Consider the following 22,880-nt stretch of genomic DNA (forward strand, 5'->3'; position numbering starts at 1 on the left):
CCCGTCGCCCGGCCGGGTGACCGGAGGTGGCGTGGTGGCCGGCCGGGCGACGGGAAGCGGCGGGGCTCGGCCGTCGCCGCGCTGCTCGCCGTCCAGGTGGCGGTGCTGGCCGCGATCTTCCGCGCGCCCCCCGGCAGCACCCTGCTGGGGTGGTACGCGATCACGTGGGTGTTGTTCGCGGCCGCGGCGTGGGCGTCGCGCGGCGTGCCGGGACCGGCGGCGGGGAGGCTGGTGCTGGCGGGCGGCCTGGCCGTGATCGCCACCGGGCTGCTCGGCCCTCCGGCGACCAGCACCGACTCCTTCCGCTACGTCTGGGACGGCCGCGTCCAGTCGGCCGGCATCTCGCCCTACGACCACGCCCCGGCCGACCCCGCGCTCGCCTCGCTCCGGGACCCGTGGTTGTTCCCCCGCTGCTCGGAGGGGCACTTCTACCCGATCGAAGGGGGCGCGTGCACGAGGATCAACAGGCCGTCCGCGCACACGATCTACCCGCCGCTGGCGGAGGCGTACTTCATGGTGGTGGACCGGCTGTCGCCCGGCGACGCCCGGCACAAGCCGCTCCAGGTCGCGGGTGCGCTGCTGGCCGCGGGCACGCTGCTGGTCCTGCTGCGCTGGGGCGGCGCCCGGCGGGCCGCGTACTGGGCATGGTGCCCGGCCGTTCCCATGGAGGCGGTGAACAACGCCCACGTCGACATGCTCGCCGTCGCCGCCGTGGTGCTCGCCCTCGGCGCCGCCGGGCGGGCGGCGCCCGCCTGGCGGGGAGTGCTGCTCGGCGGGGCGATCGCGGTCAAACTGGTGCCCGCCGTGGTGCTGCCCGGGGCCCTGTCCGGGGCGCTGTCGAGCGGCCGGGCGGCGCGGCGGGCCGTGTGGGCGACGGCGCTCGCCGTTCTCGTCGTGGCCGTCGCCTACCTGCCCTACGTCCTGGTGTCGCGGGGTTCGGTGCTGGGCTACCTGTCCGGGTACGTGGCCGAGGAGGGTTACGACGAGGCCGGGGCGCGTGACCGCTACGGGCTGCTACGGCTGGTGCTGCCCGACTCCTGGGCCGTGCCCGCCGTCCTCCTCGTCATGGCGGCCGTGACGTTCCACGTCCTCAGGCGCGGCGACCCGGACCGGCCGTGGCGGGGCGCGCTGGTGGTCACCGGCACGGCGTTCCTGCTGCTGACCCCCGGATATCCGTGGTACGCGCTGCTGGTCGTCGCCCTGGTGGCCCTCGACGGCCGCGGGGAATGGCTCGGCGTGCCCCTGGCGGGCGCGGTGGCGTACCTCGCCCCGGCGGCGGGCACGTACGCCTACGCCGCCGCCGGGGCGGCGGTCCTGGCGGGCGCCGTTCTCCGCGGGTCAGGCACGACGGCCCCGGTGGACGCCGCCCGGCCAAGGCCGGGCCGCCCGTAGCGGGCGCCCGGGCACACCAGGCTTCCGCCGAGTGTGTCGGGCGGTGATCGCGCGCGCCGCGCTTGCTATGCATGACCGGGGAGGAGGGGATCGTGGCGCTGGTCGTTCACGCGCCCAATCCGCGTGGACGCCGCGGAAGATCTTGTCATCCCCGGCGAACTGGACACCCGCTACGGGCGGATCGCTGATAATCCGAGAATCGCAGTGAACGCGACGAAGTGATGGGAGTGCCGCATCAGGCGTGCTAATGTCATCGTTTGTCGTAACAACAAGCAGAATGGCCCGGAGTGTCCCATTAACCACATTAATGGTCAGACGGTAACGCGTCAAACGGAACGCGCAAGAGAGCAGGCGTACGTCACCCGCCTCTATGACCGTCTCGACGCGTTGCGCGAGCGCACCCAGCGACAGCTGAAGGAGGTGCTGGCCAGCGGCGCCGTCGGCACGATGCAGAACAGGTCGGAGCGCGACACGTTCGCCGAGATGTACGCCTTGAGGCTCGCCCGGCTCTGGGCGGTCGAGCGCGGCCTGGTCTTCGGCCGGCTCGACCACGTCGAGGAGGGCCGCCTCTACATCGGCAAGCTCGGCCTCACCGACGACGAGCAGCAGCGCCTGCTGATCGACTGGCGGGCGCCGGTCGCGCAGCCGTTCTACCGCGCCACACCCGCCGCCCCGATGGGCGTGACCAGGCGGCGCCACCTGCAGACCAAGGGCCGCACGGTGGTCGGCGTCGACGACGACCTGCTGGACCTCGACTCGCTCACCGACGACGACCGCGCCACGCTCAACGGCGAGGCGGCCCTGCTGGCCGCGCTGGACGAGCGGCGCACGGGCCGCATGCGCGACATCGTGGCCACCATCCAGTCCGAGCAGGACCGCGTCATCCGCGGCGACCTGAACGGCGTCCTGGTCGTTCAGGGCGGCCCCGGCACCGGCAAGACCGTCGTGGCCCTGCACCGCGCCGCGTACCTGCTCTACACGCACAGGGAGCGGCTGGAGCGCAGGGGCGTGCTCATCCTCGGGCCCAACCTCACGTTCCTGCGCTACATCGAGCAGGTCCTGCCCTCGCTCGGCGAGAACGACGTGCTGCTGTCCACGGTCGGCGAGCTCTATCCCGGCGTCACCGCCACCGCCCGCGAGCGGCCCGAGGTGGCGGCGGTGAAGGGGGACGCGCGGATGGCTGCGGTGATCGCCAAGGCCGTACGCGACCGGCAGCGGGTGCCGCGCAAGCCCGTCGAACTCACCCTCGGCCGCCTCACCCTCTCCATCGACCGCGCCATGCTCGACGCGGCCAGGAACAAGGCGACCCGCTCTCGCCGCCCGCACAACCAGGCCCGCGCCGTGTTCGTCAGGTCGCTGCTCAACGCGCTGGCCCGGCAGCAGGCCCGCAAGATCGGCAAGGGGCTCATCGACGAGGACGACCTGGCCGACATGCGCGAGGAGTTGCGTACCGAGCCGGTCGTCAAGTCCGCGCTGAACCGGCTGTGGCCGTACCTCACGCCGCAGCGCCTCCTGCTCGGCCTGTACGGCTCGCCCGAGCGCCTGGACTACGCGGCCTCGTCCCTCACCCCCGGCGAGCGTGCGCTGCTGCGCCGGGACGGCGGCGCGTGGACCGAGTCCGACGTGCCGCTGCTCGACGAGGCGGCCGACCTGCTCGGCGACATCGACGAGCAGGTGCTGCGCGCCAGCGCCATGCAGGCGGAGGAGGAACTGGCCGCCGCCAGGCAGGCCGAGGAGAGCGAGCGCGAGGCCGAGCTCGCCTACGCCCGCGAGGTCCTGGAGCTGACGGGCCTGTCCGACGTCATGGAGGCCGAGCGCCTCGCCGAACGCCAGCGTGGCGACGGTCCCCACCTCACCACCGCCGAGCGCGCCGCCGCCGACCGCACCTGGGCCTACGGGCACGTGATCGTGGACGAGGCCCAGGAGCTGTCGCCGATGGCCTGGCGGGCGGTCATGCGGCGGTGCCCCACGCGTTCGATGACGATCGTCGGTGACATCGCGCAGACCGGCTCGGCGGCCGGCGCGCGCTCGTGGGCGGAGGTCCTCGACCCGTACGTGGCCGGGCGCTGGCGCCAGGAGCGGCTGACCGTCAACTACCGCACGCCGGTGGAGCTGATGGCGGTCGCGGCGCGCGTCCTGGCCACCGTCGACCCCGCCCTCGAGGCCCCGGCGTCCGTCCGCGAGCTGGGCGTGCAGCCCTGGTCGGCGCCGCTTTCCGAGCTGGCCGAGGTGGTCGAGCTGGAGGTGGGCGAGGGCGGCAAGGTCGCCGTGGTGGTGCCCGACAGGCTGCTCGCCACGCTCGGCGCCGAGGTCACAGCGGCCGTGGCCGGCACCGTGGTGGTGACGCCCGGGGCCGGCCGGGCGAAGGGCGCGGAGGCGCTCGACGCGCCGGTGGCCGTGATGGGGGTGACCGACGCGAAAGGGCTGGAGTTCGACTCGGTGATCGTGGCCGAGCCCGACCTCATCGCCGCCCAGTCGCCACGAGGGCCGAGCGACCTGTATGTTGCTCTCACCCGTGCCACGCAACGGCTCGGCGTCGTGCACGAGCGGCCGCTCTCCGAGGCGCTGAGAGGCTTGCCCGGCCGCTCGCAGACGCCCGCAAATGGGCTTTGATCCGCTTTACCGCGGGCGGCCGATCATGTACCACCTGCGAAAACTTGATGTTTCTGCTGATCGGGACACGGTTGACATCTGAGGTGGAGTCGGTAGTTTGCTGCGCAGTCCAGCACGGGACTTGGCCGGTTGGCCGTCTCTGACATCGCCGGATCCTGCGTCCGTGACGGAGTGTGACTTCGTCCACACAGCCAGGTGCAGGGCCGTCGGTCCGTCGAGTCGGGGCACCCCAACCGGGCGGGGGGTTGGACCCGGGACGGGCCCGGGAGCCCAGTAGACAACGGAATTCCGCGCTCGCCGCCGACGAGACGGGTCCGGTCCGAAGGGTTTCCGGGCCCTCTTCCCGTTCTCGTGCGCAGGACCGCCGTGCGCCGGGTGGTCCCGTCACCCGCGGGATCACCCTGCCGCGACCGCCCGCCCTTTTTACGATCTCCCCGCGCCGCGCTGCATGAAGTGGGGCCGTGGGACGGTAGCGTTTTCGCAAGCAGGCGTGCGAGTGACGGCGGAGGAGACCCCGGAGTGGTTCAGGACAGAGCGAGCCTACCGCCCACACCCGGGCGCGACTCGACCCCTGGCGGTGGTCACGCCCCTGCCGCCGCGTCGCCCCAGGCCGCCGCGACGGCGCCATCTGACGCGACCGCCGCGGCCGCATCCGCCCTGCCCGGCACGACCGGGGTGACGGCGCCCGACGGCGCGCGTACGCTCCCGGAGGCCGGTGCCGCTCCCGGCACGGACACCGCTCTGGCGCAGGACATCGCTCCGGCCGCCGCCACGACGAAGCCCGAGTCCCCGCCCGAGCCCGAGTGTGAGCCCGGGCCCGAGCCGGAGTCCCAGGACGGGCCCGAGTCCGAGTCCAAGCTCGAGTCCGTGCCGGTGTCCGAGGTGGGGCAGGGCGCGCGGGGCGGCGGCGCGAGCGATGGTGACGAGGCGCGCGGGGCGGGTGGCGCGGACGAGACCGCGACCGCGACGGGTGACGGGGTGCCGGCGAAGGGCGGTCCCCAGGCCGGCGCAGGCGCGCCGGGACGCGAGCCCCGGCGCGTGCTGACGGCCAGGGTCGCGGCGGCCGTGGCCGGAGGGCTGGCGCTGTTCGCCGCCTTCCCGCCGCTCGACTGGTGGTGGCTGGCCCCGCTGGGCATCGCCCTGATCGTCGCCTCCCTTCACGGCACCCGCCCCAGAAGGGCCGCCTGGCTCGGCTACGTCGGCGCCGCGGCGTTCCTGTTCCCCGGCGTGGCGTGGGTGCGCACGATCGGCGACGACGTCTGGCTCATGCTCGTCGGCGCGGAGAGCCTCTTCTACGCCGCCATGGCCGCCGCGGCGGCGCTCGTGTTCCGCCTGCCCGGCTGGCCGATGTGGTTCGGTGGCCTGTGGGTGGCCATGGAGTGGCTGCGCGGCCTGGTGCCCTTCGGCGGGTTCCCGTGGGCGCGGGTGGCCTTCAGCCAGGGTGAGTCGCTGTTCACGACCTACGCGGCCCTGGGCGGCGTGCCACTGGTGTCGTTCGCCGTCGTGTTGTGCGGCGCCCTGCTGGCCCACCCCTTCCTGTCGCGCGGCGGGCACGTGCCCTGGCGCAGGGCGGCTCCCGTGGCGCTGGCCCTGGCCGTGCCCGTGCTGAGCCTGGCCGTGCCGCGGCCGGGCGACGAGGGCCGTACCGTCAACATCGGCATCGTGCAGGGCAACGTCCCCGGCCGGGGCATGAACGTTCTCGGCGACGAGCCGGCCGTCGTCCTGCGCAACCACGCGAACGAGACCAAGCGCCTGGCCCAGGCCGTACGCGAGGGCAGGCTCCCCAAGCCCGACCTGGTCGTCCTGCCGGAGAACTCCACCGACATCGACCCCTACCGCGACCAGTTCGCCCGTGAGATCATCCACGACTCCGTGCGGGACGTCGGGGTTCCCACGCTCGTCGGCGCGGTCGTGGCGATCGGCGACGAGCACCGCGCCACCCGCAGCCTCGTGTGGGACCCGGTGACCGGAGCGGGCGACTATTACGACAAGCAGCACCTGGTGCCGTTCGGGGAGTTCACGCCGCTCAAGGAGATCGTGCTGGCCCTGTGGGAGCGGGCCGGCCTGGTGGGCCGGCAGTCGGTGCCGGGCGACGAGCCGGGCGACCTGAAGATGGGGCCGGTGACGATCGGCGCGGTCAACTGTTACGAGGTGGCCTACGACGGCACCGTGCGCGAGACCGTGCGTGCCGGGGGCACTCCCCTCGTGGTGCAGACCAACAACGCCAGCTACGCCCTGTCCAATCTGCCGCCGCAGCAGCTGGCGATGTCCAGGCTGCGCGCGGTGGAGCACAACAGGGCCGTCGTGACGGCGGCCACGACAGGGATCTCCGCGTTTGTCACGCCTGACGGTAAGGTCTCCTGGCAGACCCGCGAGCTGGTCGCGGACATGAACGTGGTCAAGGTGCCCGTACGCACTGAGAAAACGCTTGCAACCAGGGTGGGGGCGTTTCCTGAGTGGGCAATGATGGTGATGGGAGCGGCGGCGGCCGGAGTCGCCGTGTGGCGTGGCAGGCGGCGAGAAGACCGGATGAGGAACGACTGACATGGAGACTCTCGGCCGGGTGCTCGTCGTCGTGCCGACATACAACGAGCGCGACAACCTTCCCGTGATCGTCGAGCGGCTGCGGGCCGCCGTGCCGGCGGCCCACGTGCTCGTGGCCGACGACAACAGCCCCGACGGCACCGGCGAGATCGCCGACGGGCTGGCCGCCGGCGACGACCACGTGCACGTCCTGCACCGGCCCGGCAAGCAGGGCCTCGGCGCCGCGTACATCGCCGGGTTCCGCTGGGGCCTGGACGAAGGCTACGACGTGCTGGTCGAGATGGACGCCGACGGCTCGCACCAGCCGGAGGAGCTGCCCAAGCTGCTGGAGGCGCTGGCCGACGGGGCCGACCTGGCGATCGGCTCCCGCTACGTGCCCGGCGGCAAGGTGGTCAACTGGCCGCACCGGCGCGAGATGTTGTCCAAGGGCGCCAACATCTACACGCGGGTCATGCTCGGCCTGGCCGTGCGCGACGCGACCGCGGGGTTCCGCGCCTACCGCTCGGCCACGCTGGACAAGGTGGGGCTGGCGGGGGTGGAGTCGCAGGGCTACTGCTTCCAGGTCGACCTGACGCTGCGCACGTCACGGCACGGGCTGCGGGTGGTCGAGGTGCCGATCACATTCGTGGAGCGTACGGTCGGCAAGAGCAAGATGAGCGGCAAGGTCATGTCCGAGGCGCTGTGGCGGATCGGGCTGTGGGGTGTCACGGGCCTGCCCAGGCGCCTGCGTGGCAGGCGCGGCCGCGACTAGACCGTTCTCGGGACGCTCGGGACGCTCGGGACGCTCGGGACACGGGGGCGGCGCCATGCCGCACGACGCGCTCCGGGTGCCCGCCGCACGGTTCGCGCGTGGTTCGCCGCGGGACCGCGCCTGGAAGTTCTCGCCGCTCGTCTCCGATCCGCCGCCGGGCGGAACGGTTCGGCGGCGCCGGGCGTTGTTCCTGCTGTACGCGCGTGTGGAATCGAGGAAACGATGCGGCTGCTGCTCTTCCTGGCCTTCCTGCTCTTCCCCGTCCTGGAGATCTGGCTGATGTTCCAGGTCGGGGCCGCGATCGGCGGGCCGGCGACCGTGGCCCTGCTCATCGCCGGCAGCCTGCTGGGGGGCTGGCTGATGCGCCGCGAGGGGCGCAGGGCCTGGCGGGTCCTTCAGGAGTCGATGCAGACCGGGCGCATGCCCGAGCGCGAGCTGGCCGACAGCGGCCTGATCCTGGTGGGCGGCGGGTTGCTGCTGGTGCCGGGCTTCGTCACCGACGTCCTCGGGCTGGCGTGCGTCCTGCCGGTGACGCGGCCGCTGATGCGCCGCCTGGGCTCGTCGTTCTTCGAACGCAGGGTGAAGCGCATGGCCGAGGCCTCCCCGTACGCCGGCATGTTCCCGCCGGGCGGTGACTTCCCCGGCACCGCCTCTCCCGATGAGGGCGCGCCGAAGGGCGCCCGGGTGGTGCACGGCGAAGTGATCCGCGAAGACCGCGAACCCTGACGTCACCGCACGAGAAAACCCCCGGGCGCATCGCCCGGGGGTTTCACCGTGAGAGGAGGTCAGGCGCTCTTACGACGCTGGGCTCGCAGTACGGCGAGCCGCTCGTTGAGCACCTCCTCAAGATCTTCGATGGATCGCCGCTCCAGGAGCATGTCCCAGTGTGTCCGCGGCGGCTTGGTCTTCTTCGATTCCGGCTGCTCGCCGTCCACGCGGACGGCGGTCGCACCGCACATGCGGCACTCCCACGTCGCGGGGATCTCGGCCTCTGCGGCAAGCGGAACCTCGAAGCGATGCCCCTTGGGACAGGTGTAGGACACCTCCTGGCGTGGGGCCAGATCCGTGTTACGGTCGTTCTCATAGCTGGTTGCCCCGAGCCGGGTGCCACGAAGCGCGCGCTCGCCCATGTTTAAATGCCTCCTACAGGGCCCCCATGCGTGGGGGGTCTGTCTCCCACGGTGTCTAACGCTTGGTACCGTGATGGGATTCCCACCCGCGAGGTGATCCAATCGCGGTTGGGGCCTCGGTTCTTGCCGCGAGGCCCGGCCGCGGGTCTCCTGGCCGGGGGGTTCGGGGGTTCCTGGCCAGCTCAGCGCGTACACACGGCGGTTTCAGCCGGTTGTTCGGCCCGTGGCCGGTTTCCCGCGACGCCCGTTCAGAATCGCCGCCGCGAGCCACAGCCCGCCGGCCATGACGAGGGCGCCGTGCGCGATGCGCAGCGGATAGGGCCCGAAGAACTGCGGGATGAACAGCACGAATCCCAGCGCCGTCACCGTCCCGCTCCACCTGGGCAGCGTTCCCGACCGCCAGACGGACACCGCGGCCATCACCGTGCCGGCGGCGAGCAGGAGGAGCCCGGCCGCGAACATGGTGACGGGGACGGCCCCGAACCTGAACTCCGCCGCCAGCTCCATCGGCGCGGGCGCCTGGTCGCGCAGGGAGCGCCGGGCGATCACGGTCAGCCCGAAGGTCTCCGCGCCGTAGTAGGGGAGTGTCAGGCCCGCGCCTGCCCAGGTCACCGCCGCGGCCCGCAGCGACAGCCGGTCGCCGAGCACCTGGTGCAGCCCGAGCACCGCCAGGCCGAGCAGGACGAACCCGACCATCGCGGCGGAGTGCCCGGCCAGCCAGGCGGAGGAGGCCATGGCCGTGGCATCGTCCCCCGAGGGGCGGATCGCGGGATAGACGAAGAAGAGGATTCCGGCTGCGGCGAACGCCGCGGCGACCGGTTTGGGGGACATCGGTGCTCCTTGAAATGTGCGCCGCTCTTGTGTGAGAGCAATGCTCTCCATATGCGGCGCCCATGTCAAGAGCACTGCTCTCGATTCAGATCGGCTACCTCCTGTCTGGGCGGGTCACCAGCGGCACCAGTGTCCTGTCGCCCAGCCGGGTCATCGCCGCCAGCGGCTTGACGGCGGCGCCGACCAGCAGCGCCAGGCCCGGCCTGCCGGACGCGCGGGCCATGCCGGGGCCCAGCGCGCCCATCAGCGCGGTCAGCGCGGGCAGCGGCCGGATGAACAGGGTGATGTCCCTGACCAGCCCGCCGTCGTCCACCTCGACGACGGCGGCCTCGTGGATCTCGAGGTCGCCCAGCCGGGCGGTGGCGGTCAGCGCGCGGGTCCGGTCGTCACCGATGTCGCTGTGGTAGCGCATGCCGGACAGGACGCTCAGCACGACGGAGAACAGCTCGCCCACCTGGTCCTTGCCCTCGAAGGTGACCTCGGCGCTGAGCGGGGAGTGCAGGGTCACGTCGGCGGCGAGCGTGGTCATGAGCGCGTCGAGGTCGTGCGCCTCGCCGGCCCGGCGGTAGGCCGCGGCTGGTGAGTCCTGAATATGAACTGTCATGGGTTCACTTTAGCAACCCACTATCCTGGGTGCATGAACAGGTTCGGTGAGATGCACTGCTCCATCGCCCAGGCCGTCGGAGTGGTCGGCGAGCCATGGACGCCGCTGATCCTGCGCGACCTGTTCCTCGGGCTGCACAGGTTCGACGATCTGGCGGAGGACCTGGGCATCTCCCGCAATCTCCTGGCCGGCCGCCTGGAGCGCCTGGTGGCGGCGGGGGTGGTGGAGAAACGGCCGTACCAGGAGCGGCCGGTGCGTCACGAGTACGTCCTCACGGAGGCGGGCCGTGACATCGTGCCCGCCCTGACGACCCTGATGGCGTGGGGCGATCGCTGGTCCACCCCGCCGGGCGGACCGCCCGCGCTGCTGGTGCACTCCTGCGGCGAGCGTTTCACCCCCGTGGTCACCTGCCCGCACTGCGGCGGCGAGGTCACGGCCGGCACGGTGACGGCCGTGCCCGGCCCTGGAGCGGCCCAGGGGCCGGGCACGATGCTCGTCGGGACTCAGGTCGGCAAGGGAGCCGGCTGAGCGCTCAGATCCGCTCGGGGACCTCGTTGCCCGCGGCGCGGATGGCCTTGGGCAGGTTGGTCAGGGCCAGGAGCACGAAACCGAGCACGAAAAAGATGATCATGGAGACGATGGCGATGCGGTAACTGTTGGTGAGCTGCAGCGCCACCGTCACCGTCAGCGAGCCGATGAACGCCGAGCCCTTGTCGCTGATCTGCAGCAGGCTGAAGTATTCGGCCTCGCGCCCCTTCGGGATCACCTGCGAGAACAGCGAGCGCGACAGCGCCTGCGTGCCGCCGAGCACGATCGCGATCGCGAACGCCATCAGGTAGAACTGCAGGGCCTGTCGCTCGCCGACGAACATGGCCACCACCACGATCGCGGTCCACACCACCAGGCTGGCCAGCACCGTGCGCTTGGTGCCGAAGCTGCCCGCCAGCCGCCCGAGCAGCAGGGCGCCGAAGAACGCCACGAACTGCACCATCAGGATCGCACTGATCTGTACGGTTTTGTCCAGCTTGAGGGCCTCGGAGGCGAAGGCCGCGCTGTTGCCGATGACCGTCTGCACGCCGTCGTTGTAGACGAGGTAGGCGACCAGGAACAGCAGCGTCAGCGGGTAGCGGCGCAGCTCGGCCAGCGTGCGGCCGAGCTGGCGGAAGCTGCCCCCGGCCGAGCGCAGCGCCGTCGTCTCGTGCGCGGGCACCGGCCGGTTGCGCAGGCGCAGCAGCGGGACGATGGTGAAGACGGCCCACCACAGCCCTGCCGACATCATGCTGATGCGCACCGCCATGCCCTCGGCCAGCCCGAGGCTCTCGTGCTGCAGGTAGAGCACCAGGTTGAGGGCCAGCAGCAGGCCGCCGCCGAGATAGCCGATGGCCCAGCCGCGCGAGGAGACCGTGTCGCGTTCGGCCGGGGTGGAGATCTGTGGCAGGAACGAGTCGTAGACCACGACCGAGGAGCCGTAGGCCAGGTTGGCCAGGACGAACAGCACGCCGCCGAGCATGTAGCGGTCGCCCTCGACGAAGTACAGGCCCATGGTGGCCAGCGCGCCGACGTAGGCGAAGCCGCCGAGCATCTCCCGCTTGCGCCCGATATGGTCGGCCAGCGCGCCCACGATGGGCAGGAACACGATCTGCAGCAGCACCGCGACCGTCATGATCAGGCCGAAGAACGCGGCCGGCCTGATGTCGGCGCCGAGCACGTCGACGTACCCCAGCCCGGGGTTGGCGATCACCAGCTTGTCGAAGGCGGCCACGCACTGGTCGGAGGCCATGCCGGGGAAGTCCTGGGCGCAGGCGGCGGTCTTGGCGACCGGGATGAGGTAAGGGCCGAGGAAGACCGAGATGATCGTGGTGTAGAAGGCGGAGTTGGCCCAGTCGTAGAGGTACCAGCCGCGCTGCTCGCGCCGGCGGGCTGCGGGGGAGTCGTCGAGGGCCCCGGGGGGTGCGGGTGCGGGCATGGTGTCGTGTCGCTCCTATGAGGGCAGGGCGGGTGGTGCGTCGCTCTCAGGCGGCCAGCCGGCCGGGGTGCCACTGGCCGCGACGCCGGAGGACGTCGCGCAGGCCGGTGACGTTGTCGGTCATGATGCCGTCGACGCCGAGGTTGAGCAGGCGCTCCATGCGGGCGGTGTCGTTGATGGTCCACACGTGCACCTGCATGCCGATGGCGTGCGCCGTGCGGACCAGCGCCCGGGTCGTGACACGCAGGCCGCGGAAGCCCGCCGGCACCTGCGCGCACGGCACCCTGGCGCGGGACAGGCGGGCCAGCAGCCGGCCGTAGCCGGAGGTCGCGGCGGCGGCGCGCAGCGCGGCGACGCCACGCGGGCCGAGCGCCGAGCACACCTCCCTGCCCAGCGCCGCCCTGGCCAGGGCCAGGCGCTCGTCGGAGAAGGAGGTCAGGCAGATCCGGTCGTAGGCGTTGGTGCGCCGGACCGCCGCGGCGAGCGGGGCGATGGCGGCCGACTCCTTGACGTCGATGTTGAAACGGATCTCCGGCCAGGTGCCCAGCAGGTCCTCCAGCAGCGGGATCTCGTGCACGCCGGCGATGCGGGCCCGCTTGACCTCCCGGTAGGGGAGCTCGGAGATGCGGCCCCGCCGGTCGGTCACGCGGTCGAGCGTGTGGTCGTGGAAGGCGAGCAGCACGCCGTCGGCGGTCGCGTGGGCGTCGGTCTCCAGATGGGTGTATCCGAGGCCGACCGCCCGCTCGAACGCGGCGGCGGAGTTCTCCGCGTTCTCCGCCGCTCCGCCGCGGTGGGCGAAGGCCAGCGGGCCGGGGTGGTCGAGAAAGGCGAAACGACGGCTGAGCACGTCCTGAAGTATGCCCTTCCGGGTGAACGGTGCGGATTACGATTCGGGGAGATTCTCCCATTCCTGGCGGCGAGCCTCGGCCAGGGCGATGGCCGTCGCCACGGCGACGTTGAACGAGCCCACCCGGCCGACCTGGGGGATGTAGCAGACGCCGTCGGCGGCGTCGAGCAGGGCGGGGGAGCAGCCGTGGTCCTCGCTGCCGACCACCAGGCACACGTCGCGGCCGAGCTGCGCCCGGTGCAGGGGCACGGCCTCGGCGGTCAGTTCGACGGCCAGCACCGTGTAGCCCTCCTCGCGCGCGGCCTTGACCGCCTCGGTGGCCGGCATCGCCTCGTGCCAGGTGACGAGCCGCTCGGTGCCCAGCGCGGTCTTGCCCGCCTTGGGGTTGGTCGGCGGGGTCGCGTTGCCGGCGAGCCAGATCTCGTCGACGCCGAAGGCGGCGGCGCTGCGGAAGATCGAGCCGATGTTGAACGGGCCGGTGACCGACTCGATGATCAGGCCGAGGCGGTTGTGGGTGTTCCTGCGCCAGGTGCGGTTGAGCCGCTTGACGTCGGTGGGGCGCAGCTGCCTTCTCATCGGGTCACCTTCAGGATGCGGTAGGCGGCTCGGCTGGCCTCGCGGGAGGCCTGCCAGCCCTGCTCGCCGAGCCAGCGCTGCAGGGAGTCGGAGCCGAGGTGTTTCTGGACGACCAGGTGGGCCACGCCGTCGGGCGTCAGTCGGGTCAGCCACCTGGTGAGCATGTCGTGCAGGGCCTGCTTGCCGATGCGGATCGCGGGATTGGACCAGATGGCGCGGAACCTCACGTCGTCCGGCACGTCGTCCACGTGCACCGACCTTACTGTGTAAAGGCGGGCGCCCTCGGCATTGCGCGCGGTCAGCTCCAGGCTCCGCCGGTTCACATCGACGGCCCACACCGTCGCCTCCGGCGCGCGCGACGCCATGGTCAGCGCGACGGGGCCGTAGCCGCAGCCCAGGTCGAGCAGGTCGCCCTCCTGCGGCGGCGGCGGGACGCTCTCCAGCAGCACGCGCGTGCCGAGGTCGACCCGCTCGGGGGAGAACACGCCGCTGTCGGTCTCCAGCCGCAGGTGCAGGTCGGGCAGGACGAGGTCGACCGAGCCCGGCCTGCTCGCGGTCTTCGGCTGCTCGGAGAAGTAGTGGGCCACGGGGCAGAACGTTACGGGATCCTGGTGCCGAACAGCACGGCCGCTCCCGCCACCAGCAGCCCGGCCATGAGCGCGGCCACGATGAACCACTGGGTGATCTCCTGGTTGACCAGCTTGTAGCCGAGCGAGGTGCCGATCTGCTCGTAGACCTCACGCAGCTCCGTGCCGGACTCGGCGGTGTAGGCGCGGCCGCTGGTGCCGTCGGACAACGACTGCAGGGTCTGCTTGTTGACCGGCACGTTCACCGGCCGGCCGTCGATGTTGACGGTGCCCTCCTGGGTGCCGTACGCGATCGTCGAGACCGGCACGCCGGCCTGCTGGGCCGCCTCGATGGCCTCGTTGACCGACCGGCCGGAGGTGTTGTCGCCGTCGGACAGCAGCACGACGGCGGCCGGCGGCGGGTCGGTGACGGCCTGCTGGTCGAACGAGCGCACCGACTCGAGCGCGTTGAAGACGGCCTCGCCGATCGCGGTGCCCGGCCGGGTGGTGAGGTTGCCGATGGCGGTGATCACGGCCTGGTGGTCGGTGGTGGGGGAGATGACCACGTTGGCGGAGCGGGCGAAGGAGACCACGCCGACGTTGAAGCGGTCGGGCAGCTCCTTGGCGAACGCCTGCGCGGCCGCCTTGGCGGCGCTGATCCTGTCGGGGTCGACGTCGTCGGCGTCCATCGACAGCGACACGTCGAGCGCGATCATGATGGTGGCGCGGTCGCGTGGCACGCGTACCTCGCCGGCGGGTTTGGCGGCTCCGACGACCAGGAGCGACATCATCACCAGGAACAGCGCGGGCGCCACGTGGCGGCGCCAGCCTGGCCCGGCGGGGGCGACGAGGTTGAGCAGCGCCAGGTTGGTGAAGCGCACGGTGTAGCGGCGGCGGGCGAGCTGCGCCACGACATAGCCGGCCACCAGCAGCAGCACCAGCACGAACAGCCACAGCCAGGCGGGGGCGAGAAAGGTCACCAGGCCTCCTTCCCGGGCCTTGTGACCACGATAGCGTCGGTGATGGTCTCCTCGTTTCGCTCGCTCACACGGGTCTCCGGTGGGCCAGGTGGCTCATGCGGCGCTGGCGCAGGACGAACTGCGCCACGTCGAACACCCAGTCGCGGTCGGTGCGCAGCACGAGGTGGGCGATGCCGGCGCGGCGCAGGGCCCGGCGGGTGCCCTCGCGTTGCTGGGCGGCCGCTTCGGCATACGCTTGCCGGACTTTGGGGGAAAGTTGCACTTCGCGTACGTTCCCGGTCTCGGGGTCGGCGAACGCGACCCGGCCCACGTCGGGCAACTCCAGCTCGCGCGGGTCGATCACCTCGACGGCCAGCACCTGGTGGCGGGCCGCCAGGCGCCTGATGGGGCGCTCCCACGGGCGTTCGGCGTCGGGGTCGAGGTCGGGGTGGGCGTCGAGGAAGTCGGAGACGATCAGCCGCATGCCGCGCCGCCTGCGGCTGGCCGACAGCACCTCGATGCCCTCGGCAAGGTCGGGCGGGTCGGGGACGACCTGGCCGCGGGGGGCGTCCATGAGGGAGTGGAGCAGCCCGTACAGGGCGGGGCGGCCGGTACGGGCGGGCATGCGGTGGATGTACTCGTCGTGTATCACCAGCGCGCCGAACCGGTCGCCCATCCTGCTGGACAGGAAGCCGATCGCGCCGATGGCCGCCACCACCAGGTCGCGCTTGTCGGTGTCGGCGGTGCCGAAGTCCATGCTGGGCGACAGGTCGGCCAGCGCCCACGTCTCCAGCTCGCGGTCGGCGATCAGGTCGCGAACGTGGGGGATGGTGGTGCGGGCGGTGACGGCCCAGTCCATGCGGCGCACGTCGTCCTCGCCGGGCACGTAGACGCGGCTGTCGCCGGCCTCGCTGCCGGTGCCGGGCAGCAGGCCCTGGTGGGCGCCGTGCAGCAGCCCGTCGAGCCGCCGGGTGACGGTCAGCTCCAGCCGGCGCAGCGCCTGCTCGGCGGTGTTCATCGGGTCACCGGTTCTGATTCCAGACGACGACGGGCGGGGGCACGGCGTGCAGGATCTGCCGGACGACCTGCTCGGGGTCGACGCCGTCCGCCAGGGCGTCGAAGGTGAGCATCAGCCGGTGCGACATGACGTCCACGGCCACGTCGCGCACGTCGTCGGGCAGCAGGTAGTCGCGGCCCCGCAGCAGGGCCAGCGCCCTCCCGGCGGAGACCAGGCCCAGCGTGGCGCGGGGGCTGACGCCGATCTCGATGGTGTCGGCCAGCTCGTCCAGGCCGTATTCGCCGGGGGAGCGGGTGGACATGACCAGGCGCACCACGTAGTCGGCGACGAGCTGGTGGACCGAGACGTCCTCGGCGGCCTTCTGCAGCGTCAGCAGCTTGGCGGGGTCGAGCACCCGGTCGGGGACGGGCGGGGTGACGCTCATCCGGTGCAGGATCTCCAGCTCCTCGTGGGCGGTGGGGTGGGGCACCCGCACCCGGAAGAGGAACCGGTCGCGCTGCACCTCGGGCAGGGGATAGACGCCCTCGGACTCGATGGGGTTCTGGGTGGCCAGCACGATGAACGGCTTGGGCAGCGGGTGGGTGACGCCGGCCAGGGTGACCTGGCGCTCGGCCATGACCTCCAGCAGCGCGGACTGGACCTTGGCGGGGGCGCGGTTGATCTCGTCGGCCAGCAGGAAGTTGACGAACACGGGGCCGAGCTCGACATCGAACTTCTCGTTGGAGGGGTGGAAGACGCGGGTGCCGATGATGTCGCTCGGCACGAGGTCGGGGGTGAACTGGATGCGGGCGAACGTGCCGCCCACGACGGTGGCCAGCGTGGACGCGGCGAGGGTCTTGGCGACGCCGGGGACTCCTTCCAGCAGGCAGTGCCCGCGGGCCAGCAGGGCCACGATGAGTCTTTCGACCATGTGGTCCTGTCCGACGATGACACGCCGGACCTCGTCGAGACTCTGACGCAGCAGTGCCGCGTCGTTTCCGCCCGGCAACTCTTCGGCGACGCTCATGAGCCCCATTCCACCAAACGTGCCGCAAACTCGCACGACGCCACGTCTGTGCTTTCATGGCAAACGTGGCAAGTCCCCTGCAGTTCGGCGATCCGCCCCGGCTGGGGCCCTACATGGTGCGGGCCCGCCTGCAGACGGCGCCGGCCGGATTCGTGTACCTGGGCCAGGCGCCCGACGGGCGCGCCGTGTCGCTGGCGGTGCTCACCAGAGGCGCCGCGCTCGACGCCGCCGCGCGCGACCGGTTCGTGACGGCCGTCAAGGAGGCCGGCGAGAGCCGGTCGTCCGGGATGCGCGGCTGGCTCGGGCGGGCGGGCCGGCCGCGGGCCGCGGTGCTGGAGGGCGCCCCCGAGGTGCTCGACATGGACGGCGGGCGGGCGCCGTGGGTCGCGGTGCCGTACGTGCCGGGCCGGCCGGGGGCGGAGCGGTTCCTGGAGCCGGTGATGGTGGGCGGGACGCTCATCGGGGAGGCTCACGGGCCCGACTTCGTGCCGTACTGGCTGACCGACCGTGCGCCCGCGCTGCCCCGGCTGACCAGGCGGCGCAGGCCGCTGACCGAGACGCGCAAGCGGGTGCTGACGGCCGCGCTGGCCCTGGTGCTGCTGCTGCTCCTGGTGACGGCCATCCTCCTGCTGCTGGTGCTCGGCCGGCAGGACAGCGAGCCGCAGCCCAGGCAGCTGCCGCCGACGGTGTTCGTGCCGACGCCGCCGCCGACGCCGGAGACCCCCGAGCCGCAGCCCTCGCCGTCGCAGTCGCCCGAGCCCAGCCGGACCGGGCCGGGCACCCCGGGCGAGTCGCCGGGCGACGAGAGCGGCGAGGAGCCGGAGCTCTGACGCGTCGGGGCTGGTAATCCGGTTGACTCTCACGTAACGGGAGACTTTAGGGTCCTGCGCCATGGAGTTCATCATTCATGACACGTTGACGCCGATGGCGGGGATGCTGCGCGAGCCGCTCGACCGGCGGGCGGACGCGCTGCGGGAGCTGATCGCGCCGCTGCGCGACGCGATCCCGATGCCGGGCGACATCGTCGACATCCACCACAACGGCGGCGGCTTCCGGGTCGACGCCGACGACCCGCGCTACCTGCCCGCCGTCGAGCGCATGATCGAGGCGGACGTGCTGGGCCAGGTGCGGCGTGAGCTGACCCGCGCCTCCGAACGGCTGTCCGGGGCCAAGCAGGGCGACACGTTGGACGTGTGGTTCGTCATGGGCAACCCCGACAACGAGCACCTCATGACGACGGCCGGCGGCTACTACGGCATGGGCGGCGCGCCCGGCATGATCTACCTGCTGGCCTGGCCGTCCGACGAGGTGATCGGCAAGATCGCGCATCTCGCGGTGCACGAGTTCCACCACGGCGTGCGCTACACCAACGTCGAGTGGAACCCGGCCACCGTGACCGTCGGCGAGCACGTGCTGGCCGAAGGGCTGTCCGAGGCGTTCGTGCGGGAGCTGTCGGGGGCGCAGGCGATGGGGCCGTGGTCGTCGATGGTGACCGGGGAGAGGTACGACATGGCGTACGAGAAGATCATGGCGGCCTTCGACCTCGCCGGGATGCAGAACACGCCGGCGTACGTGCTGGGCGACAGCGCGACGCGCAACTTCGGGCAGGAGCCGCGCGGCATTCCCGACATGGCGGGATATGCGGTGGGGCTGCGGCTCGTCGACCAGATCCTGGCGGCCACCGGGCTGACGGCGAGCGAGGCCACCGTGCTGCCCGCCGCCGAGCTGATGAGGCGCGCGGGCCTGCGCGGGTAGTCAGCGGGAGTCAACGGGAGTCAGCGGGGGGTGTCAGCGGGGGGAGACGAAGCCGGACTCGTAGGCGGCGATCACCGCCTGCGTGCGGTCACGGGCCCCCAGCTTGGCCAGCACGTTGCCGACGTGCGTCTTGACGGTCTCCTGGCTGACGACCAGTTCGGCGGCGATCTCATGGTTGGACAGGCCCCTGGTCATCAGGCGCAGCACGTCGCCCTCGCGCCCGGTCAGCCGGTCGATGCCCGGCACCCTGGCGGGTGAGACGGTGGCCTCCTGGCGGCGTCCGGCGAGGGTGCGGATCGCGGCGGGGAACAGCAGCGACTCGCCGGCCGCGACCAGCTTGACGGCCTGCACCAGCTCGTCGGGCCTGGCGCGTTTGAGCAGGAAGCCGCTGGCCCCGGCGCGCAGCGCGTCGTAGACGTAGTCGTCGTTCTCGAAGGTCGTCACCACCAGCACCTTGGGCGGGTCGTCCAGCGCCATGAGCCGCTCGGTGGCCTGGATGCCGTCGAGTGCGGGCATGCGCACGTCCATCAGCACGAGGTCGGGGCGCTCGCGGCGGACGACGGGCAGGACCGCGGCGCCGTCGGCGGCCTCGCCGACCACGCTCAGGCCGGGCTCGGCGTCGATGATGATGCGCAGGCCGGCCCTGATGAGGTCCTCGTCATCGGCGATGACGACAGTGAGAGTCATGGACTCGACCGTAGCGGCAGGCGCGCGGAGACCGTCCACCCGGCCTGCGTGGGGCCGGCGTCGAGGTCGCCGTTGAGCAGGCGCACGCGCTCGCGCATGCCCGCCACGCCCCTGCCCCCCGAAGGGCGGGCGCCGTCGCCTCCGGCGGCGTTGGTGACCTCGAGCCGCAGCTCGCCGTCCTGGACGCCGGCCGACAGGCGCACCGGGCCCCGGCCGTGCTTGATGGCGTTGGTGAGCGCCTCCTGCAGGATGCGGTAACCCTCCCGGGAGACGACGGCGGGCACGCCGGACAGGTCGCCGACGTCCTGCCGCACCTGCGCGCCCGAGGCGGCGACGAGGTCGCCGAGATCGGCGAGCGTGGCCTGCGGGCGCCTGCCGGGCACGCCGCCGTCGCCGTCGTGCGGGCCGTCGTGCGGGCCGTCTTGGGTGCCGTCGTGGGCGCCGCTGCGGCCGTCGCGCAGCACTCCCAGCACGTGGTCGAGGTCGTCGAGCGCGGCGCGGGCGGACTGCTCGATGGCGGCCAGCGCGGTCTTGGCCGTGTCGGGGTCGCGGTCGAGCACCCGGCCGGCGGCCGCGGCCTGCAGGGTGACGACGCTCAGCGCGTGGCCGACCGAGTCGTGCAGCTCGCGGGCCAGCCGGTTGCGCTCGGCCAGCGTGCGGGCCTGCTCCTCGGCGGCGGCCAGGCGCTCGGCCGGGGTGGGGCCGAGCGGGGCGGGCGCCAGCCCGGCCAGCAGCGCGCCCGCCCCCGCGGCCACGACGACCAGCGCCGCCAGCGTCGCGAGCCCGCCCAGCGCCCACAACACCGCGTTCCACCCCGGCGTGATGACGGCGCCGAACACCGGCGTCGGAATCCCGACGAAGGGCATCAGGAGCGTGAACACCGTGAACGGCACGATCGCCAGCGTGCAGCCACTGACCACGCCGCCGATCGCCAGGTGCAGCGTGAACCAGGCGGCGGTGCGGCGGCGCTCCTGCCAGGAGCGGCCCGCCTGCCGCGGCGGCGTCTCGACGTGCGCCCCGAGCAGGCCCTGCGCCGCGTTCACCTCCAGCGCCCGCACCGGCAGGAACAGCCCGGTCACCGCCACCACGGGCAGCATCGCCACGAACACGGCGACCTGGGTGGGCAGCAGGACGTTGGCGTTCTCGCCCTGCCAGATGGCCGCGGCCAGGACGCCGACCATCATGTACGGCATCAGCAGCGCGCCGCCCAGGATGAGGCACGCCCACCGGCGCGGCAGGTTCCTTCTCACACCGGCGATTATATGTCGACGTTTATTCGCTCACAGAATAATGCGCCCTTAGAGAAATGCGCCGCCAGCGAAAAGAATCCTTAATTGGCGCCTTCCCGCACTAGCGTTTTTCGCGGAAATACCCGCACAGGAAGGTGACGATCATGACAGAGACTCAGCGCGCACAGTGGCCTGACCAGCTCAGCCAGCGCCTGCTGAAGGAGCGCATCGTCGTTCTCGGCCAGGAGGTCGACGACGAGATCTGCAACCGGCTCTGCGGCGAGCTGCTTTTGCTGGCGGCCGAGGATCCCGCGCGCGACATCACCCTTTACATCAATTCTCCGGGCGGTTCCGTGCACGCGGGGCTGGCGCTCTACGACATGATGCAGTTCGTGCCGTGCGACGTGGCGACGGTGGCGATGGGGTTCGCCGCGTCGATGGGCCAGGTGCTGCTGTCGGCGGGGGCCAAGGGCAAGCGCTACGCCCTGCCCAACGCCCGTGTCGTCATGCACCAGCCGCTCGGCGGCATCGGCGGCTCGGCCAGCGACATCGCGATCCAGGCCGAGAACATGCTCTACACCAAGCGCAGGCTGGCGGAGATCATCGCCCACCACACCGGCCAGCCCTTGGAGCGCATCCAGGCCGACTCCGACCGCGACCACTGGTTCACCGCCCAGGAGGCGCTCGACTACGGCTTCGTCGACCACATCGCAGAAGGGATGAACTGATTTGACGTCCTCCCCAGGGATGAATCCGGGAGATCCCCATACGCACGGGCCGGACCTCCCCGCGGGCGTCAGCGGCGGCTCGCGCACAGGCGCGCCGCCGCGTTCCGCACACGACGTCTCGCCCGGACGGCGAACCGTCGATCCACGCACCGCCACACGGCGGTCCGCTTCCTCCCCAGGGCTTGAGCCAGAGGGCCGGCGAAAGGAAAGTCCGATGACCGGCCGTTACGTGCTGCCCTCGTTCACCGAACGCACCTCCTACGGCATGAAGGAGATGACCCCCTACACCAAGCTGTTCGAGGACCGGGTCATCTTCATGGGCGCGCCGATCGACGACACCGTGGCCAACGACGTGATGGCGCAGCTGCTCACGCTGGAGTCGCTCGATCCCGACCAGGACATCAACATCTACATCAACTCGCCCGGCGGGTCGTTCACGGCGATGGCGGCCATCTACGACACGATGCAGTTCGTCCGGCCGGAGATCCACACGGTCTGCATCGGCGAGGCGTCCTCGGCGGCGGCGGTGCTGCTGGCGGCCGGTTCGCCGGGCAAGCGGGCGGCGCTGCCGCACGCGCGCGTCCTGCTGCACCAGCCGGCCACGGAGGGCGGTCGCGGGCAGTCCAGCGACCTGGAGATCCATGCCAGGGAGATCCTGCGCATGCGCGACCAGCAGGAGGAGATCCTGTCGCGGCACACCGGGCGGGGCACGCTGGAGATCAGGAAGGACATCGAGCGCGACCGCATCTTCACGGCCGAGCAGGCCCGCTCCTACGGGCTGGTGGACGACATCTACGCCTCCAGGAAGCGCACGCCGGCCGGGGCCCGCTGATCGCCCGGGTCCCCTCACCAGCGGCTGACGCGTGACTTGTACACTCTTGAGGTTTCTTGGGGGAAATCGGGGGAGTGGCGTGCCGCTGGAGCAGGTCCTGGTGTTGCTGTGCGCGGCCGCTGGAGCGGGGTGGGTCGACGCAGTCGTGGGCGGCGGCGGGCTGCTGCAGCTGCCCGCGATCATGATGACCGGCATGCCGACGATCGAGGCGATGGCCACCAACAAGTTCTCCTCCGTCTTCGGCACCGCGTCGGCAGCCGTGGCCTACGCGCGCTCCACCAAGGCCGACCGGCAGGTGGCGCTGCCGGGCGCCGCGCTGGCGGTGCTCAGCGCCGGGCTCGGCGCGTGGGCGGCGGCGTCGATCTCGGCCGAGGTGCTGCGGCCGGCCGTCATGGTGGTGCTGCTGGCGGTGGCGGCTTTCGTGACGCTGCGACCGGCCATGGGCGCCGTGCCGGAGCCCCACCTGCACACCCGGGGCCGGGTTGCCGCGGCCGTGGCGACGGCCGGGGTGGGCATCGCCTTCTACGACGGCATCCTGGGCCCCGGCACGGGAACGTTCCTCATCATCGCCTTCACCGCCATCCTCGGCCTGGACTTCGTCTCGGCCTCCGCGTCGGCGAAGATCATCAACATCGGGACGAACGTGGGGGCGCTGCTGGTGTTCGGGGCGCAGGGGCACGTGCAGTGGGCTCTGGGGCTGGGCATGGCGGTGTGCAACGTGGCCGGCGCCCAGCTCGGCGCGCGCATGGCGCTCAGGCGGGGCGCCGGCTTCGTACGGGTCATCCTGCTGTGCGTGGTGGCGGTCATGGTGGTCAGGCTGGGCTGGCAGCAGTTCGGCTGACCAGG

General features: G+C 72.0%; 23 protein-coding genes. 11 read left to right on the forward strand and 12 right to left on the reverse strand.

Annotated features, from left to right (window positions below; translation table 11 throughout):
* From E1292_RS31850 to E1292_RS31875, 5 genes are all read left to right on the forward strand, one after another.
* Positions 1 to 1,392 (forward strand): glycosyltransferase 87 family protein (locus E1292_RS31850; protein WP_342775724.1); only part of this gene is annotated, 1,392 nt, incomplete at its 5' end.
* 303 nt (positions 1,393 to 1,695) lie between these two features.
* Positions 1,696 to 4,005 carry a HelD family protein gene (locus E1292_RS31855; protein ID WP_500690526.1) on the forward strand — a complete coding sequence of 770 codons (2,310 nt, stop codon included), beginning with the start codon at positions 1,696 to 1,698 and terminating at the stop codon, positions 4,003 to 4,005.
* A gap of 519 nt (positions 4,006 to 4,524) precedes the next feature.
* On the forward strand, positions 4,525 to 6,549 hold the full coding sequence (lnt, locus tag E1292_RS31865) for an apolipoprotein N-acyltransferase (protein ID WP_246090474.1): 2,025 nt from the start codon (positions 4,525 to 4,527) through the stop codon (positions 6,547 to 6,549).
* A gap of 1 nt (position 6,550) precedes the next feature.
* Positions 6,551 to 7,300, forward strand: coding sequence for a polyprenol monophosphomannose synthase (locus E1292_RS31870; RefSeq protein WP_132599601.1), 750 nt, complete (start codon positions 6,551 to 6,553; stop codon positions 7,298 to 7,300).
* Between the two features lie 222 nt (positions 7,301 to 7,522).
* Positions 7,523 to 8,026, forward strand: a complete 504-nt coding sequence (locus tag E1292_RS31875; protein WP_132599603.1) for an FxsA family protein — start codon at positions 7,523 to 7,525, stop codon at positions 8,024 to 8,026.
* Positions 8,027 to 8,085: 59 nt separating this feature from the next.
* Here the strand turns inward: E1292_RS31875 and E1292_RS31880 are convergent, their stop codons facing one another.
* The 3 genes from E1292_RS31880 to E1292_RS31890 form a co-directional block, all read right to left on the reverse strand.
* Positions 8,086 to 8,430, reverse strand: a complete 345-nt coding sequence (locus tag E1292_RS31880) for an RNA polymerase-binding protein RbpA (protein WP_043625492.1) — start codon at positions 8,428 to 8,430, stop codon at positions 8,086 to 8,088.
* A gap of 204 nt (positions 8,431 to 8,634) precedes the next feature.
* Positions 8,635 to 9,261: a hypothetical protein gene (locus E1292_RS31885; protein ID WP_132599605.1), complete on the reverse strand. Its 627-nt coding sequence runs from the start codon at positions 9,259 to 9,261 to the stop codon at positions 8,635 to 8,637.
* A gap of 94 nt (positions 9,262 to 9,355) precedes the next feature.
* Positions 9,356 to 9,865: a nuclear transport factor 2 family protein gene (locus tag E1292_RS31890; protein ID WP_132599607.1), complete on the reverse strand. Its 510-nt coding sequence runs from the start codon at positions 9,863 to 9,865 to the stop codon at positions 9,356 to 9,358.
* A 33-nt stretch (positions 9,866 to 9,898) separates the two neighbouring features.
* Between E1292_RS31890 and E1292_RS31895 the strand changes: the two genes are divergently transcribed.
* Positions 9,899 to 10,393 carry a winged helix-turn-helix transcriptional regulator gene (locus tag E1292_RS31895; protein WP_220447159.1) on the forward strand — a complete coding sequence of 165 codons (495 nt, stop codon included), beginning with the start codon at positions 9,899 to 9,901 and terminating at the stop codon, positions 10,391 to 10,393.
* A gap of 4 nt (positions 10,394 to 10,397) precedes the next feature.
* Here E1292_RS31895 and E1292_RS31900 read toward each other — a convergent pair whose 3' ends face one another.
* The 7 genes from E1292_RS31900 to E1292_RS31930 form a co-directional block, all read right to left on the reverse strand.
* Positions 10,398 to 11,831 (reverse strand): MFS transporter, encoded by a 1,434-nt coding sequence (locus E1292_RS31900; protein ID WP_132599609.1) that lies wholly within the window; start codon positions 11,829 to 11,831, stop codon positions 10,398 to 10,400.
* Positions 11,832 to 11,877: 46 nt separating this feature from the next.
* On the reverse strand, positions 11,878 to 12,678 hold the full coding sequence (locus tag E1292_RS31905; protein ID WP_132599611.1) for a glycerophosphodiester phosphodiesterase family protein: 801 nt from the start codon (positions 12,676 to 12,678) through the stop codon (positions 11,878 to 11,880).
* Positions 12,679 to 12,714: 36 nt separating this feature from the next.
* A complete protein-coding gene (locus E1292_RS31910; RefSeq protein WP_132599613.1) occupies positions 12,715 to 13,254 on the reverse strand; it encodes a TrmH family RNA methyltransferase in 540 nt (179 codons plus the stop codon).
* Entirely contained in the window at positions 13,251 to 13,841 is a 591-nt protein-coding gene (locus E1292_RS31915) for a class I SAM-dependent methyltransferase (protein ID WP_132599615.1), read from the reverse strand. The genes E1292_RS31910 and E1292_RS31915 overlap by 4 nt, the downstream gene beginning before the upstream one ends.
* An 11-nt stretch (positions 13,842 to 13,852) precedes the next feature.
* The gene (locus tag E1292_RS31920) at positions 13,853 to 14,800 is read right to left on the reverse strand and encodes a VWA domain-containing protein (RefSeq protein ID WP_132599617.1); all 948 of its coding nucleotides are present in this window, start codon (positions 14,798 to 14,800) and stop codon (positions 13,853 to 13,855) included.
* Positions 14,801 to 14,864: 64 nt separating this feature from the next.
* Complete coding sequence (locus E1292_RS31925) at positions 14,865 to 15,797, reverse strand: DUF58 domain-containing protein (protein ID WP_132599619.1); 933 nt, start codon at positions 15,795 to 15,797, stop codon at positions 14,865 to 14,867.
* 4 nt (positions 15,798 to 15,801) lie between these two features.
* Positions 15,802 to 16,803 (reverse strand): AAA family ATPase, encoded by a 1,002-nt coding sequence (locus E1292_RS31930; RefSeq protein ID WP_132599621.1) that lies wholly within the window; start codon positions 16,801 to 16,803, stop codon positions 15,802 to 15,804.
* A gap of 56 nt (positions 16,804 to 16,859) precedes the next feature.
* Here E1292_RS31930 and E1292_RS31935 point away from each other — a divergent pair, with 56 nt between their 5' ends.
* Both E1292_RS31935 and E1292_RS31940 read left to right on the forward strand, forming a co-directional pair.
* On the forward strand, positions 16,860 to 17,633 hold the full coding sequence (locus E1292_RS31935) for a hypothetical protein (RefSeq protein WP_246090475.1): 774 nt from the start codon (positions 16,860 to 16,862) through the stop codon (positions 17,631 to 17,633).
* A 61-nt stretch (positions 17,634 to 17,694) separates the two neighbouring features.
* On the forward strand, positions 17,695 to 18,558 hold the full coding sequence (locus tag E1292_RS31940) for a DUF2268 domain-containing putative Zn-dependent protease (protein WP_132599623.1): 864 nt from the start codon (positions 17,695 to 17,697) through the stop codon (positions 18,556 to 18,558).
* Between the two features lie 33 nt (positions 18,559 to 18,591).
* Here E1292_RS31940 and E1292_RS31945 read toward each other — a convergent pair whose 3' ends face one another.
* Both E1292_RS31945 and E1292_RS31950 read right to left on the reverse strand, forming a co-directional pair.
* Positions 18,592 to 19,245: a response regulator transcription factor gene (locus E1292_RS31945; protein WP_132599625.1), complete on the reverse strand. Its 654-nt coding sequence runs from the start codon at positions 19,243 to 19,245 to the stop codon at positions 18,592 to 18,594.
* Positions 19,242 to 20,495 (reverse strand): sensor histidine kinase, encoded by a 1,254-nt coding sequence (locus tag E1292_RS31950; protein ID WP_246090476.1) that lies wholly within the window; start codon positions 20,493 to 20,495, stop codon positions 19,242 to 19,244. The genes E1292_RS31945 and E1292_RS31950 overlap by 4 nt, the downstream gene beginning before the upstream one ends.
* Positions 20,496 to 20,638: 143 nt before the next feature.
* Between E1292_RS31950 and E1292_RS31955 the strand changes: the two genes are divergently transcribed.
* From E1292_RS31955 to E1292_RS31965, 3 genes are all read left to right on the forward strand, one after another.
* Positions 20,639 to 21,202 carry a ClpP family protease gene (locus E1292_RS31955; RefSeq protein WP_132599627.1) on the forward strand — a complete coding sequence of 188 codons (564 nt, stop codon included), beginning with the start codon at positions 20,639 to 20,641 and terminating at the stop codon, positions 21,200 to 21,202.
* Positions 21,203 to 21,416: 214 nt separating this feature from the next.
* Entirely contained in the window at positions 21,417 to 22,034 is a 618-nt protein-coding gene (locus tag E1292_RS31960; RefSeq protein ID WP_132599629.1) for an ATP-dependent Clp protease proteolytic subunit, read from the forward strand.
* 79 nt (positions 22,035 to 22,113) lie between these two features.
* Positions 22,114 to 22,875 carry a TSUP family transporter gene (locus tag E1292_RS31965; RefSeq protein ID WP_132599631.1) on the forward strand — a complete coding sequence of 254 codons (762 nt, stop codon included), beginning with the start codon at positions 22,114 to 22,116 and terminating at the stop codon, positions 22,873 to 22,875.
* The last annotated feature ends 5 nt before the right edge of the window (positions 22,876 to 22,880 follow it).

Source organism: Nonomuraea deserti (assembly GCF_004348685.1).
Lineage (GTDB): Bacteria > Actinomycetota > Actinomycetes > Streptosporangiales > Streptosporangiaceae > Nonomuraea > Nonomuraea deserti.

Coding starts and splice junctions, on each gene's coding strand:
- E1292_RS31870 (WP_132599601.1), top strand. CDS start 6,551: ATGGAGACTCTCGGCCGGGTGCTCGTCGTCGTGCCGACATACAACGAG.
- E1292_RS31875 (WP_132599603.1), top strand. CDS start 7,523: ATGCGGCTGCTGCTCTTCCTGGCCTTCCTGCTCTTCCCCGTCCTGGAG.
- E1292_RS31880 (WP_043625492.1), bottom strand. CDS start 8,430: ATGGGCGAGCGCGCGCTTCGTGGCACCCGGCTCGGGGCAACCAGCTAT.
- E1292_RS31885 (WP_132599605.1), bottom strand. CDS start 9,261: ATGTCCCCCAAACCGGTCGCCGCGGCGTTCGCCGCAGCCGGAATCCTC.
- E1292_RS31890 (WP_132599607.1), bottom strand. CDS start 9,865: ATGACAGTTCATATTCAGGACTCACCAGCCGCGGCCTACCGCCGGGCC.
- E1292_RS31895 (WP_220447159.1), top strand. CDS start 9,899: ATGAACAGGTTCGGTGAGATGCACTGCTCCATCGCCCAGGCCGTCGGA.
- E1292_RS31900 (WP_132599609.1), bottom strand. CDS start 11,831: ATGCCCGCACCCGCACCCCCCGGGGCCCTCGACGACTCCCCCGCAGCC.
- E1292_RS31910 (WP_132599613.1), bottom strand. CDS start 13,254: ATGAGAAGGCAGCTGCGCCCCACCGACGTCAAGCGGCTCAACCGCACC.
- E1292_RS31925 (WP_132599619.1), bottom strand. CDS start 15,797: ATGAACACCGCCGAGCAGGCGCTGCGCCGGCTGGAGCTGACCGTCACC.
- E1292_RS31930 (WP_132599621.1), bottom strand. CDS start 16,803: ATGAGCGTCGCCGAAGAGTTGCCGGGCGGAAACGACGCGGCACTGCTG.
- E1292_RS31935 (WP_246090475.1), top strand. CDS start 16,860: ATGGCAAACGTGGCAAGTCCCCTGCAGTTCGGCGATCCGCCCCGGCTG.
- E1292_RS31940 (WP_132599623.1), top strand. CDS start 17,695: ATGGAGTTCATCATTCATGACACGTTGACGCCGATGGCGGGGATGCTG.
- E1292_RS31945 (WP_132599625.1), bottom strand. CDS start 19,245: ATGACTCTCACTGTCGTCATCGCCGATGACGAGGACCTCATCAGGGCC.
- E1292_RS31955 (WP_132599627.1), top strand. CDS start 20,639: ATGACAGAGACTCAGCGCGCACAGTGGCCTGACCAGCTCAGCCAGCGC.
- E1292_RS31960 (WP_132599629.1), top strand. CDS start 21,417: ATGACCGGCCGTTACGTGCTGCCCTCGTTCACCGAACGCACCTCCTAC.